Source organism: Acinetobacter sp. YH12043 (assembly GCF_013419915.1).
In the GTDB taxonomy this organism is placed as follows: domain Bacteria; phylum Pseudomonadota; class Gammaproteobacteria; order Pseudomonadales; family Moraxellaceae; genus Acinetobacter.
In genome coordinates this window covers 20,999-39,055 of sequence record NZ_VOZD01000027.1, presented here as the reverse complement: position 1 = coordinate 39,055, position 18,057 = coordinate 20,999, and the positions used below count along the sequence as shown (strand labels likewise).

At 44.6% G+C, this 18,057-nt stretch carries 15 protein-coding genes and 1 riboswitch; of the genes, 12 read left to right on the top strand and 3 right to left on the bottom strand.

Annotated features, from left to right (window positions below; translation table 11 throughout):
* Positions 1–15: 15 nt before the first annotated feature.
* Positions 16–456 (bottom strand): DciA family protein, encoded by a 441-nt coding sequence (locus tag FTU01_RS12735; protein ID WP_004781492.1) that lies wholly within the window; start codon positions 454–456, stop codon positions 16–18.
* A gap of 110 nt (positions 457–566) precedes the next feature.
* Between FTU01_RS12735 and FTU01_RS12730 the strand changes: the two genes are divergently transcribed.
* From FTU01_RS12730 to recJ, 10 genes are all read left to right on the top strand, one after another.
* On the top strand, positions 567–1,256 hold the full coding sequence (locus FTU01_RS12730; protein WP_034170247.1) for a M23 family metallopeptidase: 690 nt from the start codon (positions 567–569) through the stop codon (positions 1,254–1,256).
* Between the two features lie 350 nt (positions 1,257–1,606).
* Positions 1,607–4,309: a pyruvate dehydrogenase (acetyl-transferring), homodimeric type gene (aceE, locus tag FTU01_RS12725; RefSeq protein WP_180139370.1), complete on the top strand. Its 2,703-nt coding sequence runs from the start codon at positions 1,607–1,609 to the stop codon at positions 4,307–4,309.
* 2 nt (positions 4,310–4,311) lie between these two features.
* Complete coding sequence (locus FTU01_RS12720) at positions 4,312–6,339, top strand: 2-oxo acid dehydrogenase subunit E2 (protein ID WP_180139368.1); 2,028 nt, start codon at positions 4,312–4,314, stop codon at positions 6,337–6,339.
* Positions 6,340–6,427: 88 nt separating this feature from the next.
* Positions 6,428–6,568, top strand: a riboswitch (yybP-ykoY riboswitch).
* A 73-nt stretch (positions 6,569–6,641) separates the two neighbouring features.
* Positions 6,642–7,217, top strand: a complete 576-nt coding sequence (locus tag FTU01_RS12715) for a TMEM165/GDT1 family protein (protein ID WP_159123792.1) — start codon at positions 6,642–6,644, stop codon at positions 7,215–7,217.
* A 186-nt stretch (positions 7,218–7,403) separates the two neighbouring features.
* The gene (locus FTU01_RS12710) at positions 7,404–8,201 is read left to right on the top strand and encodes an MBL fold metallo-hydrolase (protein WP_159123793.1); all 798 of its coding nucleotides are present in this window, start codon (positions 7,404–7,406) and stop codon (positions 8,199–8,201) included.
* A gap of 99 nt (positions 8,202–8,300) precedes the next feature.
* The gene (locus tag FTU01_RS12705; RefSeq protein WP_166137458.1) at positions 8,301–8,666 is read left to right on the top strand and encodes a YkgJ family cysteine cluster protein; all 366 of its coding nucleotides are present in this window, start codon (positions 8,301–8,303) and stop codon (positions 8,664–8,666) included.
* 262 nt (positions 8,667–8,928) lie between these two features.
* Positions 8,929–10,395 (top strand): IMP dehydrogenase, encoded by a 1,467-nt coding sequence (gene guaB / locus FTU01_RS12700; protein WP_034170242.1) that lies wholly within the window; start codon positions 8,929–8,931, stop codon positions 10,393–10,395.
* Positions 10,396–10,517: 122 nt separating this feature from the next.
* Positions 10,518–11,849: a phosphoglucosamine mutase gene (glmM, locus tag FTU01_RS12695; RefSeq protein WP_180139367.1), complete on the top strand. Its 1,332-nt coding sequence runs from the start codon at positions 10,518–10,520 to the stop codon at positions 11,847–11,849.
* Positions 11,850–11,864: 15 nt separating this feature from the next.
* Positions 11,865–12,521 carry a pyridoxamine 5'-phosphate oxidase gene (gene pdxH / locus FTU01_RS12690; RefSeq protein WP_180139365.1) on the top strand — a complete coding sequence of 219 codons (657 nt, stop codon included), beginning with the start codon at positions 11,865–11,867 and terminating at the stop codon, positions 12,519–12,521.
* A gap of 2 nt (positions 12,522–12,523) precedes the next feature.
* A complete protein-coding gene (gene recJ, locus FTU01_RS12685) occupies positions 12,524–14,227 on the top strand; it encodes a single-stranded-DNA-specific exonuclease RecJ (protein WP_180139364.1) in 1,704 nt (567 codons plus the stop codon).
* Positions 14,228–14,288: 61 nt separating this feature from the next.
* Here the strand turns inward: recJ and FTU01_RS12680 are convergent, their stop codons facing one another.
* Positions 14,289–15,041, bottom strand: coding sequence for a putative porin (locus FTU01_RS12680; protein ID WP_180139363.1), 753 nt, complete (start codon positions 15,039–15,041; stop codon positions 14,289–14,291).
* Between the two features lie 171 nt (positions 15,042–15,212).
* On the bottom strand, positions 15,213–15,998 hold the full coding sequence (locus FTU01_RS12675) for a putative porin (protein ID WP_034703585.1): 786 nt from the start codon (positions 15,996–15,998) through the stop codon (positions 15,213–15,215).
* 504 nt (positions 15,999–16,502) lie between these two features.
* Here FTU01_RS12675 and prfB point away from each other — a divergent pair.
* A protein-coding gene (gene prfB / locus FTU01_RS12670) for a peptide chain release factor 2 (RefSeq protein ID WP_180139362.1) occupies positions 16,503–17,598 on the top strand; the annotation gives its coding sequence in 2 pieces (ribosomal slippage) (positions 16,503–16,574 and positions 16,576–17,598; 1,095 coding nt in all).
* A gap of 146 nt (positions 17,599–17,744) precedes the next feature.
* Positions 17,745–18,044 (top strand): helix-turn-helix transcriptional regulator, encoded by a 300-nt coding sequence (locus tag FTU01_RS12665; RefSeq protein ID WP_121979733.1) that lies wholly within the window; start codon positions 17,745–17,747, stop codon positions 18,042–18,044.
* The last annotated feature ends 13 nt before the right edge of the window (positions 18,045–18,057 follow it).

Here is an 18,057-nt window from a genome sequence, read left to right as displayed (position 1 = left end):
CATCTCATTGCAATGTTACTTTTTATTGCTTGCCAAACGTAGTAAAGCTTGGCTAAGCTTAGGGTCGCTTATAAAGTCAGCAGCACCGCGAAGTAATTCCTGTGTTTCTGGACTCAAGGCTCTTTCAGATTTTTCTGGAACCGGTTGAACAGGGGATGGATTCCTTAAGCAAACCTGGATTTTAGTAAGATCTTTTAATTCGTTTATTTGAGAGAGTTGTGAGATGTATTGCTTTTGAAGATAGGCCAATTGAGAAATCATGGCTTGGTTTTCACCAGTAATCGTTAACACACCATTTTGATAGCAGGCAACTTGCCATTGTTCGGGTTGAGGCAATAGCGGTTGTACGAGTTTCGTAAGCTTCTGCCATGCAGAAACTTGTGATGAGAGAAACGAAAAGTTTCCTGTTTTTATCTGTTTTCTTGTTTTTTGAAAGACGTTGACAGGTTCCGACATACATAATTCCTACATGTTTATGTCTTAATCTTATGCGCTTCTTAAAGTGGATATCAAGGAAGAGATCTTCAAGAAACTCGATTAGCAGTTTAGAGAGGTTTTTTATGCATATGCCTATGCGACGTATCCTATTGGCATTTTCTATTTCGGTTTCAGCTGCTTCAGTAGCTTTTGCAGATTTAGTGGATCTGAATCAACAAGATGCTACACCTGACCGTCTTGAGCAGTTAACACGTACTTTATCGCAGGGTTCTTATACCCATCCTGAAGATATTGATATTCCCGCACAAACTAAATTAAATGTTCAGCTACGTGAAAAACCGGTTGAACTGAATAATCAGACCATTGCTCAAAAATATGGCAATTCTTCATCCAGTAAAGTTGCATCTTCAAATAATCCTTATTCGTGGTTAGTGGCTCATCCATTACCCGACATGAAACGTGTCAGCTCAAATTTTGGCGGCCGTACCATGGGTGGTCGTGCTGAAAATCACTCAGGTCTAGATCTGGCTGCTGCAAGCGGTACACCGATCTATGCAACTGGTCCTGGTATCGTAACCAAATCGGGTTGGGGTACAGGTTATGGTCAGTATGTCGAAATTAACCATGGTAATGGATACCTTACTCGTTATGCCCATGCTTCACGCTTGATTGCACGTGTGGGAGATCAGGTGCAAGCCGGTGATCATATTGCGAATGTAGGTTGTACAGGTCGTTGTACTGGTCCTCATCTACACTATGAAGTAGTAAAAGACGGTCAACGTAAAAATCCTTCAACTTATTTAGCAATGTTGCCTTAAGCGTAGCTTTGCTCAAAATAACTGAAATACTTTAATACGTCTGATACTTGATACTCATAAAAAATCAATCAAACCGCTTTTAAGGCAATTAGACTGAACATTTCTTCCAGGGAGTAGAGAAGGAGTTCGATCTAATTGCTTTTAGATATTATATTATCACCGAGAATTATAACTGTCGTATAAAAAATCGCCATTATTGACTTCTTTTTGTTACTTTGTGTAATAAAGTGTCAATGTATATTTAGATAATAAATAGTACTCCAGAACCGCATTCAGCCAAGGCCATACCTGTATAAGCCGTAAATATGATACATATAAGTGATCAATTTGGCTTTCAGGAACTGTAGATTATGGCGTTTTATGGAGATACCGACGCTCAAGAAACCCAAGAATGGCAAGACGCTTTTGACTCCGTTTTGCAACACATGGGAACCGAGCGCGCCGCCTTTTTACTTGAAAAACTTTATCAACGCGCAATTGCCAAACATGTTCCTATTCAGCGTTTAAATACTCCCTACTTAAACACTATTTCTGTAGAAGAACAACCTGCGATGCCGGGCGACCAGGACATGGAGCGCCGTATTCGCGCACTGATTCGCTGGAATGCTTTGGCAATGGTGCTTCGCGCAAATAAAACCGGTGATGACCTGGGTGGTCACTTGGCCAGCTTTGCTTCATCTGCCACTTTATACGATGTGGGTTTTAACCATTTCTTCCGTGCCAATAACGACAGCTTCGGTGGCGACTTGATTTACTATCAAGGTCACTGTGCACCGGGGATTTATGCCCGCTCATTTTTAGAAGGCCGCTTAACTGAAGAGCATCTGAATAATTTCCGTCGTGAAGTCGGCGGCAAAGGCCTGCCTTCTTATCCTCATCCTTACTTGATGCCAGACTACTGGCAGTTCCCGACGGTATCGATGGGTCTGGGTCCAATCATGTCGATCTATCAGGCGCATATTCAGAAGTATCTGATGAACCGTGGCCTGATTAAGGAAGAAGACCGTAAAGTCTGGGCTTATCTGGGCGATGGCGAAATGGATGAGCCGGAAAGCCTGGGTGCGATTTCACTGGCGGGTCGTGAGAAGCTGGATAACCTGATCTGGGTGGTGAACTGTAACTTGCAGCGTTTAGATGGTCCGGTACGTGGTAATGGCAAGATCATTCAGGAACTTGAGTCATTATTCCGTGGTGCTGGCTGGCGCGTGATTAAAGTTGTCTGGGGTCGTCATTGGGATCCGCTACTGGATAAAGACAAATCTGGTGCACTCAAAGCGATTATGGAAGAAGCAGTAGATGGTGATTACCAGCGCTATCAGGTGAAAGGTGGTGCTTATGCACGCGCACATTTCTTTGGTAAATATCCAGAAGCAGAAGCTTTGGTTAAAGACCTGAGCGATGAAGATATCGATAATCTGAACCGTGGTGGTCATGACCCGTATAAAGTCTTTGCTGCCTATGCAGAAGCGACTAAGGCCAAAGGTCAGCCAACGGTCATTCTGGCGAAAACAGTAAAAGGTTATGGTCTGTCTGATGAAATTGAAGCGGTGAACAAGACCCACCAAATCAAGAAAATGCAGCTGGAATCATTGAAATACGTACGTAACCGTTTCAACTTGCCATTTACTGATGAACAACTGGAAGAAATTCCATTCTACCGCCCAAGTGAAAACTCGCCTGAAATTAAATATATGAAGGCACGCCGTGAGGCACTGGGTGGTTATCTGCCAGCACGTCGCAAAGAAAGTGAATCTTTACCGATTCCTGAGCTTTCTGTTTTTGATGCTGTGCTCAAAGGTTCAAATGGTAAAGAACAGTCCACCACCATGGTCATGGTCCGTCTCATCTCTGCCTTATTAAAAGAGAAAGCGATCAAGGACCGTGTGGTACCGATCGTGCCAGATGAAGCGCGTACCTTTGGTCTGGAAGGGATGTTCCGTCAATTGGGGATCTATGCAGCGCATGGTCAACAATATACCCCTGAAGATCAGGAACAGTTGATGCATTACCGTGAAGCCAAAGACGGTCACATGCTGCAAGAAGGGATTAATGAAGCCGGTGCGATGAGTGCATGGGCGGCATTGGCGACCAGTTATTCAACTAATAACCTGCCAATGATCCCGATGTACATGTACTACTCAATGTTTGGCTTCCAGCGTATCGGCGATATTGCCTGGGCAGCAGGTGATGCACAGGCGCAAGGGTTCTTGCTGGGTGCAACCGCTGGCCGTACGACCTTAAATGGTGAGGGCTTGCAGCATCAGGATGGTCATTCGCATATTCTGGCCAACACCATTCCAAACTGTGTCTCTTATGACCCGTGCTTTGGCTATGAGCTTGCCGTGATTGTGCATGATGGTCTGCAACGTATGTATGTGAATCAGGAACGTGTGTTCTATTACCTGACCCTGATGAACGAAAATTACGAACATCCGTCAATGCCGCAAGGTGCAGAAGAAGGCATTAAGCGTGGTATGTATCTGTTGGAAGAAGACGAGAAAGCGACAGTTCAGCTGATGGGTTCAGGTGTGATTCTGCGTGAAGTGATCAAGGCCGCAAAAATCCTGCGTGAGGAATATCAGATTCATGCCAATGTCTGGAGCGTGACCAGCTTTAACGAACTCGCTCGCGATGGTATGGCATGTGAAGAATATAACCGCCTGCATCCACTGGCTGAAGAAGCGAAAGAGCCATGGGTGTCTCAGCAGTTACGTGACAAGGACGGTATTGTGGTATCGGCTACCGATCACATGCGTGCCTATAGCGAACAGATCCGTGCCTATCTTCCAGATAGCCGTCCATTCGTAGCCTTGGGTACCGATGGTTATGGCCGTTCAGATACCCGTGGCAACCTGCGTAGCTACTTTGGTGTCGATGCTGCACATATTGTCGTAGCAACCTTGAAGAAGCTGGCAGATGAAGGTGAAGTCGATGCACGTTTAGTGAAAGATGCGATCTCTAGCTTTGAGTTAGATACTGATCGTCCGGTGGCTTGGGCGCCACAGGCGACCCCGGAACTGCATGCTGTTGCTGACTACAAAGAGGAGAACTAATCATGCAAATTACGACTCCAGATATTGGTGTAGACAAGGCAACTGTGGCAGAAATCCTGGTGAAGGTGGGTGACACCATCGCTGTAGATGAAAGTATTGTGCTGCTGGAATCGGATAAAGCCTCTGTTGAAGTGCCAAGCACTTCAGCAGGTGTGGTCAAAAACATCCTGATCAATCAGGGTGATGAAGTATCTGAAGGTACTGTCCTGATTGAACTGCAGGCTGAAGATGATGTCGGTACGGTAGAAAGTCAGGAAGCTGATGCTGCTGACAAAACTTCGGAAAATACCCCAACTGAATTGCCTGATGAGGAAATCCTGCAGGAAGTGGCGACACATCAGCCTAAAGCCTCTAGCCAAAGTGAACAGTCCTCTCAATCGGCTTCTACATCTACTGTAGAAGTGAAATTGCCGGATATTGGCGTAGAAAAAGCCCTGGTGGGTGAAATTCTGGTTCAGGTTGGCGATGAAGTTGAAGTTGATCAAAGCCTGGTCGTGGTTGAATCGGATAAAGCGACAGTTGAAGTACCAAGTACGGTTGCAGGTACTGTGGAAGCGATTCATATTCAGGAAGGTGATTCAGTCAAAGAGGGGGTGCTGATTCTGACAGTGAAAACTGCAGATTCAGCACCAGCTGCTGAGCAAGCAGCGCCTCAAGCAGAAGAAAAGCCAAAAGCTCAAGCAACACCTGAAGCCAAAACTGAAACAGCACCACAACAGGCGGCATCCCCTGCAGGCGATATTGAAGTAAAAGTACCTGACTTGGGTGTAGACAAGGCTGCTGTAGCAGAAATTCTGGTACAGGTCGGTGATACGGTGGAGAAAGACCAGAGTATCATCGTGGTCGAGTCAGATAAAGCGACAGTAGAAGTGCCAAGCACGACTGCCGGCGTGATTAAGGCGATTCATGTTGAGATGGGCCAGAGTGTTTCTGAAGGTGTGGCACTGATTACGATTGAAGCTGAAGGACAAGCATCACCTGCTGCAGCTCCAGTGGAAAAATCAGAAGCACCTGCAGTCAAAGCTACGCCTGCACCCGCCGCAGCTCCAAAAGCTGAACCTGCTGCGACACCTGAAACGCATAGTGCAGACAAGCTCACCAAAGAGCAGAACGCTGCCAATGCCAAAGTTTATGCTGGTCCTGCTGTGCGTAAACTGGCTCGTGAACTGGGTGTGGTATTGGCAGAAGTGAAAGCTTCTGGTCCGCATGAACGTCTAATGAAAGAAGACCTGTTTGCGTATGTGAAAGATCGTCTGACTGCACCGCAAACAACAACCGCACCTGCGGCAGCTACAGCTCCTGCTGGCTTACCAAAACTGCCTGATTTCAGTGCTTTTGGTGGGGTAGAAGAGAAAGCCTTGACGCGTCTGCAACAGGTTTCGATTCCGCAGTTATCGTTAAATAACTACATCCCACAAGTGACCCAGTTTGATGCAGCCGATATCACTGAGCTGGAAGCTTGGCGTAATGAGCTGAAAGGCAACTTCAAAAAAGAAGGTATTGGCCTGACCATCATGGCTTTCATTATCAAGGCTGTAGCTTATCTGCTCAAAGAAGAGCGTGAGTTTGCCGGTCACCTGTCTGATGACGGTAAATCGGTATTGCTACGGAATGAGATCCATATGGGCATTGCGGTTGCGACGCCAGATGGTCTGACTGTTCCTGTATTACGTAACCCGGACCAGAAGTCGATCAAGAAGATCGCTATTGAGCTCGGTGAGTTAAGCCAGAAAGCGCGTGACAAGAAATTATCACCTAAAGATCTGCAAGGTGCGAACTTCACCATCACCAGCTTGGGCTCAATTGGCGGTACAGCATTTACGCCGTTGGTGAACTGGCCGCAAGTGGCGATCTTGGGTATTTCTCCTGCGACCATGCAACCGGTATGGAATGGGGAGGGCTTTGATCCACGTTTGATGCTGCCACTGTCACTGTCTTATGACCATCGCGTAATTAATGGTGTCGATGCTGCACGCTTTACCAATAAGCTGACCAAGCTGTTAAAGGATATTCGTACACTCTTGATCTGATTCATGAATGTATGAAAATAAAAACCCTGCTCCGGCAGGGTTTTTTTATATGACAATTTGTAAATATAAACACGGTTGGCTATAATGGGCGCACTTCATTGGGGAGTAGCCGCCTTTTGCGCAAAGCAGAAGGGTGATGGTCAACATATTTGCTCAACAGGGCATGGTCATCATAGCAAAGAACCAAATAAGCTTCTCGAAGCTTTCTTTTGTTGGCAAGACCTTTGATTTACCATTCTGCAGATTTTGGCTGGCGGGAAGGGTGAATCATCGGTAGAAAATGCCAGCCAGAGAAAGACCGCATGTACGAATTCCTGCTTTCCACGGCCATCGTTGCACTTGCCGAAATGGGTGATAAAACCCAGTTACTGGCTTTGCTTCTTGCAGCACGTTTCCGCAAACCGACACCGATTTTAATTGCAATTTTACTGGCAACCCTGATTAACCATGGTCTTTCAGCAGCCCTGGGGCAATGGGTCACTACCGTTATTGGGCCAGAAATTTTGCTGTGGATCGTGTCAGTCGGTTTTATTGGGATGGCAATCTGGATGCTGATTCCGGATGAATTAGGGGATGAAAACGACAGTATCAATAAATGGCAAAAGTACGGCGTGTTTGGTGCGACTTTTGTGCTGTTCTTCCTGGCTGAAATTGGTGATAAAACCCAGATTGCGACAGTGGCACTGGCAGCACGTTTTGACAGTGTGCTTTGGGTGATGATGGGTACTACCGTCGGAATGATGATTGCCAACGCACCTGCGGTATTTATCGGTGATAAACTGGCGAATAAACTTCCAATCGGCCTGATTCATAAAATTGGCGCCAGTATTTTCTTGATCATCGGTGTCGGCACCTTGGCACAACATTATTTATTTTAAAAATAAAAATCAATTTCGTATAAATCCTGAGCTAAAAACTCGGGATTTTTTATTGTGAAATTGTGCTCAATTTACTGATAAATAAAGTGATATATCCAGTTTTATTGATTGTAAGTTCATTTAATTCCCTATATGTTATATGCCTATAGAAAAACCATCCTAAACGAAAAAAAATGGGGATTACTGATGGCCTTCGAGCGCACCACATCGCAAGTCTTGTTTGATAATGGGACACATAAATGTATTAGTTTTACCAGTCTCGTTAAAGGTGAAGGTGTCCAGGCAAACCAATTTCTGATTTTAGACAATGAGCGTGCTGCAGTACTTGATCCGGGCGGTGATTTAACTTATGTACCGTTGACCATGGAACTGAACCGCTATACCCGGTTAAGCAATCTGGATTATGTGATGGCATCGCATCAGGATCCGGACATTATTACCTCCATGCCGCGCTGGCTGGTCTATACCGAAGCCAAAGTCGTAGCTTCCAAGCTCTGGGCGCGTTTCTTACCGCATCTGAATTCAGCCTTTATGAGTGACCGTATGAAAGGTAACTGGCTGGATCGTCTGGTTGAATTGCCGGATCATGGTCAGATCATTCCACTCGGTCAATCCAGCATTATTGCTATTCCAGCGCACTTTTTACATTCAGTCGGTAATTTCCAGTTTTATGACCCGATTGCCAAGATCCTGTTTTCTGGTGATATGGGGGCGTCAATGGTCGAGGATGCTTCAAAGCCACTGGAAAATTTTGCAGCGCACATTCCGAAAATGAAAGGATTTCACCAGCGCTATATGTGCAATAACAAGGTGATTCGTTTATGGGTACAGATGGTACGTACCATGGATGTAGACATGATTGTGCCACAACATGGAACACCATTTGTGGGTAAAGAACAGATTAACCAGTTTCTGGACTGGATTGAAACACTGGAATGTGGCACTGATTTAATGGATGAAACTGTTTTTACTTGTCCTGAATAGTTCAAGAAAATTTTAAATTTTTTCTTGAGTAGAAAAACAACATTTTTTATATTTTCCGCCGGCAAAAAAACTGTTTTTGATGACGAGAATTTATAAGAAATGTTGTCTCAAGTTCCTACACAAGATGCATGTTTAAGTTGTGGCGCATGTTGCGCCTATTTCAGGGTTTCATTTTATTGGGCAGAGGGGATTCCCATGCCTGAGCACTATACTGAGCCTGTCACCTCGGTCTATTCATGCATGGCGGGAACCAATCAGAAAAATCCGCGCTGTGTTGCGCTAGAAGGCAAGATTGGCGAGCAGGTGAGTTGCGGCATGTACGAGCTACGTAGCTCATCCTGTAAAGAAGTGCAGATCGCTGATGCCCAGTGCAATAAAGCACGGATGGCACACAATATGATTCCATTCATCCAGATTGAGCCGGATGAAGCCGAAAATGATGATAATTTCGAACGGGTGAGCTAAATTCAAACTCAAGATTTAAAAAGCAGGGTATGGACTCTGCTTTTTTTATGGGAGAAAAAATTAGTAAGGGATTTTGTAAACCGAATAAATATGATGACTGCTCTGGCATATTTAAATTGTTGATTGAATAGTTAAATTTACAGGTTTAGATATTCGGATTAAATCTAAGTCCAGATTTAGACAAAATAAATTTTGCAATTGCAATGAAATTTAGAGCTAAATTTGTTTATAATAGCGCACGGAAATTACCAGTGAGACTGTTATGTTGACCATCGTTCAAGACGCGTTAACCTTCGATGATGTCCTATTACTCCCTGCCTACTCTACTGTTCTCCCAAAAGATGTCTCTCTAAAGACACGCCTGACTCGCGGCATTAACCTGAATATCCCACTTGTTTCAGCAGCTATGGATACTGTGACTGAGTCACGTATGGCAATTGCGATGGCACAAAATGGCGGTATCGGTATTCTGCACAAGAACATGGATATTGCTGCCCAGGCCGCAGAAGTACGCCGTGTGAAAAAATTTGAAGCCGGTATGGTGAAAGATCCGATCACAGTTACCCCAGAAACTACAGTACGTGAACTGATCGCTGTAACTCAAGCGAATAACATCAGTGGCGTACCCGTGGTTAAAGACGGTAAAGTGGTTGGTATCGTGACAGGTCGTGATACACGTTTTGAAACCAATCTGGAACAGCCGGTTAGCAATATCATGACTGGCCAAGACCGTCTGGTGACTGTGCGTGAAGGCGAATCGAAAGAAAACATTCAGGCCTTATTGCAAAAAAACCGTATTGAAAAAGTGATCGTTGTTGGCGAAAACAATGAATTAAAAGGCTTGATCACGGTAACTGATTTCCGTAAAGCGGAACTTTATCCAAATAGCTGTAAAGATGATCTAGGTCGTCTACGTGTAGGTGCAGCAGTTGGTACTGGCGCTGAAACACCAAGCCGTGTAGAAGCACTGGTTGATGCTGGTGTAGATGTGATCGTTGTGGACACTGCACATGGTCACTCTGCGGGTGTGATCGAGCGTGTACGCTGGGTCAAACAGAACTACCCACAAGTTCAAGTGATTGGCGGTAATATCGCCACTGGTGATGCTGCGCTTGCCTTGCTTGATGCGGGTGCGGACGCCGTAAAAGTGGGGATTGGTCCTGGCTCAATCTGTACAACTCGTATTGTGGCTGGTATTGGTATGCCACAAATTTCTGCAATTGATTCTGTTGCACGTGCATTGAAAGAACAGATTCCATTGATTGCTGATGGTGGTATCCGTTTCTCTGGAGATATGGCAAAAGCGATTGGCGCTGGTGCAAGTACCATCATGGTGGGTTCACTGATGGCCGGTACTGAAGAAGCACCGGGCGAAGTTGAATTCTTCCAGGGCCGTTACTACAAGGCTTACCGTGGTATGGGTTCTTTGGGTGCGATGGCCGGTGCAACTGGTTCTGCTGACCGTTACTTCCAGGATTCTAAAGCCGGTGCTGAAAAACTGGTTCCTGAAGGTATTGAAGGTCGCGTACCGTACAAAGGCCCAATGGGCAATATCGTGCATCAGATGATGGGCGGTCTGCGTTCTTCTATGGGCTATACCGGTTCTGCAACGATTGATGATCTTCGTCAAAATGCCAAGTTTGTGAAAATCACATCTGCCGGTATGTCTGAGTCTCACGTGCATGATGTAACCATCACCAAAGAAGCGCCAAACTACCGTATGGGCTAACTTTCGCTGATTGTTTACTCTAAAAAAGCCGTCATCCTCATGACGGCTTTTTTGTTTTGGTGTACAGTGTTGCACAATGAAAAAGGATGATGTAAATCACCCGCTAAGAAGTGAGACAAAGCATGAGTTATTTTGGTACCGATGGTATTCGTGGAAAATTTGGTGAGTTACCGATTACACCTGAATTTGCCCTGAAATTAGGTTTTGCGGCAGGAAAAGTATTAAAACGAAATAGCAAAAAAAACAAACCATTGGTGGTACTGGGGAAAGATACCCGTTTATCTGGTTATATTCTGGAATCTGCGCTACAGGCAGGACTCAATACGGCAGGTGTCTATGTGCATCTGCTTGGACCTTTGCCAACGCCAGCCATTGCCCATTTAACCCGCGCTTTACATGCCAGTTTAGGTATTGTCATTTCTGCATCACACAATCCGTATTTCGATAACGGGATTAAGTTTTTCTCGAGTGAAGGTAAAAAACTGCCTGATGCTTTGCAGGATGAGATCAACCAGGAACTGGAAAAAGAACTGGTGATCGAAGATAACGCGAACTTGGGTAAAAGTTTCCGCGTGAAAGATGCCAATGGCCGTTATATCGAATTCTGTAAATCAACCTTCCCATACCATTTAGACCTGAATGATTTAACCATTGTTGTTGATTGTGCCAATGGTGCAGCTTATAGCGTAGGGCCTGCGGTTTTTCGTGAGTTGGGTGCTAATGTTATTTCCATTTACGATGAGCCAAATGGTCTGAATATCAATGAGAACTGCGGTTCAACTCATCCAGAAAATCTGCAAAAAGCAGTGGTTGAACATGGTGCTGATTTAGGTATAGCCTTTGATGGTGATGCTGACCGCGTGATTATGGTCGATAAAAACGGTGAACAAATTACCGGCGATCATATTTTGTATATCCTCGCGACTCAGGCAAAAAACAAGCCAGCTGGGATTGTTGGTACCTTGATGAGCAACATGGCGCTGGAACTGGCCCTCGAGAAAGCTGGGGTAGAGCTGCTACGTGCCAAAGTCGGTGACCGTTATGTACTGCAAGGTCTGGAAGAAAAAGGCTGGTCGATTGGTGGTGAGCCATCAGGCCATATCCTGACTTTGGACAAGAGCACCACAGGCGATGCGATTATTGCTGCGCTGCAAGTCTTAACCGTGATGGTCGAGCAGAAGAAAGCACTGCACGAGTTAGTGGCTGATTTTAAATTATTGCCGAATGTCTTGGTGAATGTACGTCTGAATACCATGTTTGACCCGTACTCAGTGCCTGCTTTGACTGCAGAATTTAGCAAAGCTGAAGAACAGCTCAAAGGCCGTGGCCGTTTACTGATCCGTAAGTCAGGGACTGAACCGGTGATCCGTGTCATGGTGGAAGGCGAGGATCTTGCAGAGGTGACCACCCTGGCAAATTCATTGGCTGATGCGGTACGTGCCAACGCCGCTTAAATGGGGGAAGAGTGAATGAGCGATCTGATTAAGGATCTAAGTGAACTGCGTCTGAGCTACCAAAAAGGCGAGCTACATGAAGATCAGGTCAATCCCAATCCGCATATGCAGTTTTTGCAGTGGTTTAACCATGCCCTTGCTGCACAGCTGCATGAACCTTATGCCATGTCATTGGCAACTGCAAATGCACAAGGTCGTCCGCATGTGCGTACAGTGTTGCTGCGTGGTGCCACTGAAGCGGGTTATGATTTCTATACCAATTATGACAGTCAAAAAGGTCTGGATCTGGCCGAAAACCCGTATGCAGAATTGCTGTTTTACTGGCAGGAACAGGAACGTCAGATCCGGATTAGCGGTAAGGTAGTTAAAATTTCGGAAGAAGAATCGACTGATTATTATCATAAACGTCCACGTGAAAGTCAGATCGCTGCTCATATCAGTACTCCGCAAAGTGGTGTGGTTGCGAGTCGTGAAGAACTACAGCAACGTTTCTGGAATCTGCATCAGCAGGTTGCCAATCAGGAAGAGCTGGATAAACCGGTATTCTGGGGCGGCTATCGTTTGCAGCCGGACTATTATGAATTCTGGCAGGGGCGCCCCAACCGTTTACATGACCGCCTGAGTTATGAAAAAATCGATGGGGCGTGGAAACTACAACGATTGATGCCATAACAATGCCTAAACTTGAAATCAAGCAAAGACCTTTACTGACACGCCCTGAATCTTTTCAGGGCGTGCCTTCATTTGTAGCTAACATTCTGGCACGCCGTGGCGTGGAATCTGAACAGGAGCTGGAGCTGAAACTCAAGCATCTGCTGGCTCCGACCATGAAAGGCTTAACGGAAGCGGTCCAGCTGATTGATCAGGCTATAGATGCCGGCCAGAAAATCGTAATTGTCGGTGACTATGATGCTGATGGGGCGACCAGTACCACACTGATGGTACTTGCTCTGCGTGATATGGGTGCTCATGTCGACTATCTGGTTCCTGACCGGTTTAAGTATGGTTATGGCCTGACACCTGCGATTGCGGATCTGGCTTTTGCCAATTTTACGCCGGATCTTTTAATCACAGTGGATAACGGGATTTCCAGTCATGAAGGTGTGAAGCAGGCGCAGGATCATGGCATGCAGGTGATTATTACCGATCACCACTTAACTACCAAGCCTACCCCTGCAGCAGAGGCTGTGGTCAATCCCAATCAGCTGTGTTGTGATTTTCCAAGTAAGGCCTTGGCGGGAGTGGGGGTAGCTTTTTATGTCTTGGCGAATCTATCGACTCATCGTAAAAAGCTCGGTAAATCTTCAACGGTTATTACCAATTATCTGGATCTAGTCGCTTTAGGCACTTATGCAGATGTCGCAAGTCTGGATTATAACAACCGTATTCTGGTGGATGCCGGCTTAAAACGGATTCAGCAGCATCTTTGCCGACCTGGCATCAGTGCCTTGCTGGAAATTGCTGGTCGTGATGCTGCCACGCTCAAAGCGCAGGATCTGGGTTTTGTGCTTGGTCCACGTATTAATGCGGCAGGTCGTATGGAAACCATGGATATCGGGATTGAGTGTCTGCTCGCTCCGGATCTGGCAACCGCTTATCCACTCGCAGAACAGCTGAATCAGCTCAATGTCGAACGCCGTCAGGTAGAAGGCAAAATCAAACAGGAAGCTCTGACTGAACTGGAAAAAATCCAGCTGGATGAGAATACTTTGCCAGCCGCACTGATCATGTTTGAACAGCACTGGCATCAGGGCGTGATCGGGATTGTAGCGGGGCGCTTAAAAGAACAGTTTCATCGTCCAAGTATTGTTTTCGCAGCAGATGAAGATGGGATTCATATCAAAGGTTCGGCACGTTCCATCGAAGGGATTCATATCCGGGATAGCATTGAACGGATAGCAGAGCAGTATCCGCATCTGGTCAGCCATTTTGGTGGGCACGCGGCCGCAGCGGGATTAACCATTAAAAAGCAGCACTTTGCTGAATTTAAACAGGTCTTTGAACAGCTGATTGCAGAGATGGATGAAAGCCTATTTACAGCTACGCTGTGGACTGATGGGGAACTACCGGCATCAGCTTTCCAAATTGAAACGGTCGATTTACTGCAAAACTTAAGTCCATGGGGACAAAAGTTTCCTCAACCGATTTTTGAAGGCATCTTTAAGATTCTGGATTACCGCTGGCTCAAGGATGTACATCTGAAATTACGTGTTGCCTTAGAGAATGGACAGGTTGTGGATGCGATTGCTTTTAGTGCCATCGATAAATACAAGTTTGATCCGATGAAACAGCATGTACGTCTGGTCTATGAACTGGATAAAAATGTCTTTAATGGCAATGTTAGCCTGCAAATGCGAATTGCTCATCTGGAACAATAAATTATTCAAATAAAAAACCGCTCAATTGAGCGGTTTTTTTTTGGACTTTTAATCTTGGGGATTAGAAGCGGTATGCACCACGTACGCCAAAGATATTACCTTCGTCAGCAAAATCAATTGAACCTTCTAGACTAACTTGCTGATTGAAGAATTTCTTCGCGCGAATAGTGAAGACATCACTATTATCAATATCGGAATCAGAATAGCCCAGACCAACACTGAAGGTTTTGTCTAAATATAAATCTGCACCAAGGCTATAAGCATCCAGATCACCGAAGCTTGCACCACCTTCAAAGTTCATGTCGTATTGACCGACTTGAGTGACATATTTGGCACGTAAGGTTGGATCAACATCATCGCCTGCGTCATTGTCATAACCAGCTAAGCCAACAGCCACTAATAGACCAGGAACCGGTAAATAACCTAATTCTGCTGAGTATATAGTTGTGTCATCATCACCAATTGGTGTATCAGTAGATGATTGACCAATATTACCACTTACATAAAAATCTGAATTTGGAACAAAATATTCAACACCTACATTAAATGTAGTCACATCAAATAAATCGTAATCAATATAAGAAACCGCTGCATTGATATTGCTTGCACGATTTAAAAATGCTGCTTCATTAAGAGGCGAGTTCTTAACTTGGACTGGATTGAAGTAGTAAGTGCCATCAATTGCGAAACCAGTAGAAGTATCCCCATTGTCTGGATCAACCAGAGCAATTGTACCGCCCACTTCAGCTTGATAAGCGTGAGCAGTTCCTAGGCTAGCAATAAGTGCTGTAGCAAGAGTAAGTTTCTTAAGCATTTAGAGTTCTCTCTTTGTTATAAAATATGGCTGTTTTATTAACAGTTGTAACAGATTGTACAGATAATAATCGCCCCGTCAATGTGCAAAAACTACCTAAATGCTTGTTTAAAGTGCAATAAAAAACCCATCCGAAGATGGGTTTTTTATAATGAAATTTCTTAGTTTGGATTAGAAACGGTATTTCGCAGCTAGACCAAATTTGTTGTAGTCTTGGTTACCAATTTCACCAAAACCTACACGACCTTCCAAGCTCACTTGTTCATTAAAGAATTTACGTGCACTTACACCAAATTCATTTGAGTCATATGGGCCATTGTCTTTGCTTTGATAATCAGCACCAACACTTAAAGTTTTGTCGATGAAGTAGTCAGCTTTTAAGTTGTACTCATCCAGGTCGCCAAAGGCAGCGCCAGCTTCAAGGTTAATATCTTTACCATTGCTTAAGGTAGTCACATATTTAGCACGTAAAGTTGGATCTACACCGTCATCATAGTCATTGTCATAACCTTTCACACCTGCTGCAATTAACAGACCTGGTGCAGGTAAATAACCGACTTCAGCACTATAAACGGTTTCGTCAAAATCAGGTGCATAGTCGTATTTAGAATCATCACGACCTACGCTACCACTCAAATAAAAATCTGAGTTTGGTACGAAGTATTCAGCACCTACACCATAACGGTGACGTTCTGAAGAGTCGTAATCATCATATTGATATTGAGCTTTCACATTACTTGCACGATCAAGGAAAGCTGCTTCGGCTAATGGTGCATTACGTGTTTCAACTGGATTAAAGTAGTATGTGCCATCAACACCAAAAGAGCCGCTTGAGCTACCATTATCCGGGTCTGTTAGGCCTGCAGATGCACCCACTTCTACTTGATAAGCATGAGCTGCTGTACCTGTAAGAGCTACGGCTGAAAGTAATGCTGAAGCGATTGCTAGTTTTTTCATGCGGATACTCCCCTCTGAAAAATATGGCTAAAATTAATACACTTTTTGTTACAACTTTAAGTCTAGACCAATTCTAATAATCGTCAATCAAAGGAAAGTTACTACATTGTGAGTAAGGTAATATTATGTAATTTTCATTTAATAACTAATTGAATTCAAAAACTAAAAATGAAATGTTTTGTTTTATTAAAAGTGTGTAGATATTGTGGAATGTATTGAAAATGCTATTTTTTATCTTATTTTGTAGGGGTTTTAGGGTTTTAAAATGAATAAAAAACTGAGTATAAAAATACAGCGAAATATATTTAAGAATAGAATGAGAAAGTATTAAAAATAATATTTAGCTATTTTATCGGGCTGACAAATTTTGTAATTAAAAAATGTGCTAGTGACATTTTCTTGCTTAGCTTTAAAGATGGATTTATCGCTATAAATTGGCGAAATAGACTGTGATATAATATTGACCTAAGAATTTATACCTAATTTTGATTGAGAGTAATTCACGTGGAAATTAATCCGTATCTAAACCAATTAAAAGACTTAAACGAACGTGGTCAAACACTACGGGGGTATCTTTGACTACGATCTGAAAAAAGAGCGTTTAGAAGAAGTCCTGCGTGAATTAGAAGACCCGGCGATCTGGAATGACCAGAGTCGTGCTCAGGCCATGGCCAAAGAAAAAGGCGAGCTTGAGAATGTACTCAATGTACTGGACGGCTTAACCACCCAGCTTGAAGATGCCCAGGCAATGCTTGACCTTGCGGTTGAAGCAGATGAAGAGGCCATGCTGGAAGATGTACAGACTGAGCTGAATACGGCTGAAGAAGAACTGGCGAAGCTTGAATTCCGCCGTATGTTCAGCAACCCGATGGATCCAAACCCTTGCTATGTGGAGATTCAGGCAGGTTCCGGCGGTACTGAAGCACAGGACTGGGCGTCTATGCTGCTACGTATGTACATGCGCTGGATCGAACGTCATGGTTTTAAAGCTGAACTGATGGAAGAATCTGACGGTGATGTTGCCGGGATTAAATCTGCGACGATTCGTGTCGAAGGTGAGTATGCCTATGGCTGGTTACGTACCGAATCTGGTGTACACCGTTTAGTGCGTAAATCACCATTTGACTCGGGCAACCGTCGTCATACGTCATTTTCTGCCGTGTTTGTCTCACCTGAAGTAGATGACAATATCGAAATTGAAATCAATCCTTCAGATGTCCGTACCGATACTTATCGTGCATCAGGCGCGGGTGGTCAGCACATTAACAAAACTGACTCTGCCGTGCGTTTAACCCACATTCCAACTGGTATCGTGGTGGCGTGTCAGAACCAGCGTTCACAACATGCCAACCGTGACCATGCTTGGAAGCAGCTGCGTGCCAAGCTGTATGAGCTGGAAATGAATAAACGTAATGAAGCTGCACAGGCATTGGAAGATTCTAAGTCCGATATTGGCTGGGGTAGCCAGATCCGTTCTTATGTTCTCGATGATTCACGTATCAAGGATTTGCGTACAGGGGTAGAAAACTCTAATACTGGCGCAGTTCTGGACGGTGATCTGGACAAATTTATCGAAGCAAGCCTGAAACAGGGCCTGTAAGAAATCGTTTAAAAGCTGGCGTAACAAAGCTTTAACAGACTGTGACTCTTATATCTAAATTATTCGATATATAAATCGAAAAAATACGATATAATGATCACAGACGCTGAATGAAGTTTCGTTGCGCCACTGATTGTGATGTGCCTATGGACCTTGATCTAATTTTTAAAGCCTTAGCCAATCCGACCCGTCGACAAATTCTGGAGTGGTTAAAATCTCCGGAGCAATATCTGTCTGCGGAAGAGTGTGGTGGCTTTCAACGTGGGGTCTGTGCAGGTCAAATTGAACGTTTGGGCCAGGTTTCCCAGTCCACCATGTCCAATCACCTGTCGGTATTACAGCAGGCTGGCCTGATCACTGCGACCAAGCATGGACAGTGGTCATATTTCTCCCGCAATGAAACTTTGATTCAGCAATTTATCGAACACCTACAACAACACCTTTAACAGGTGGGAGTAA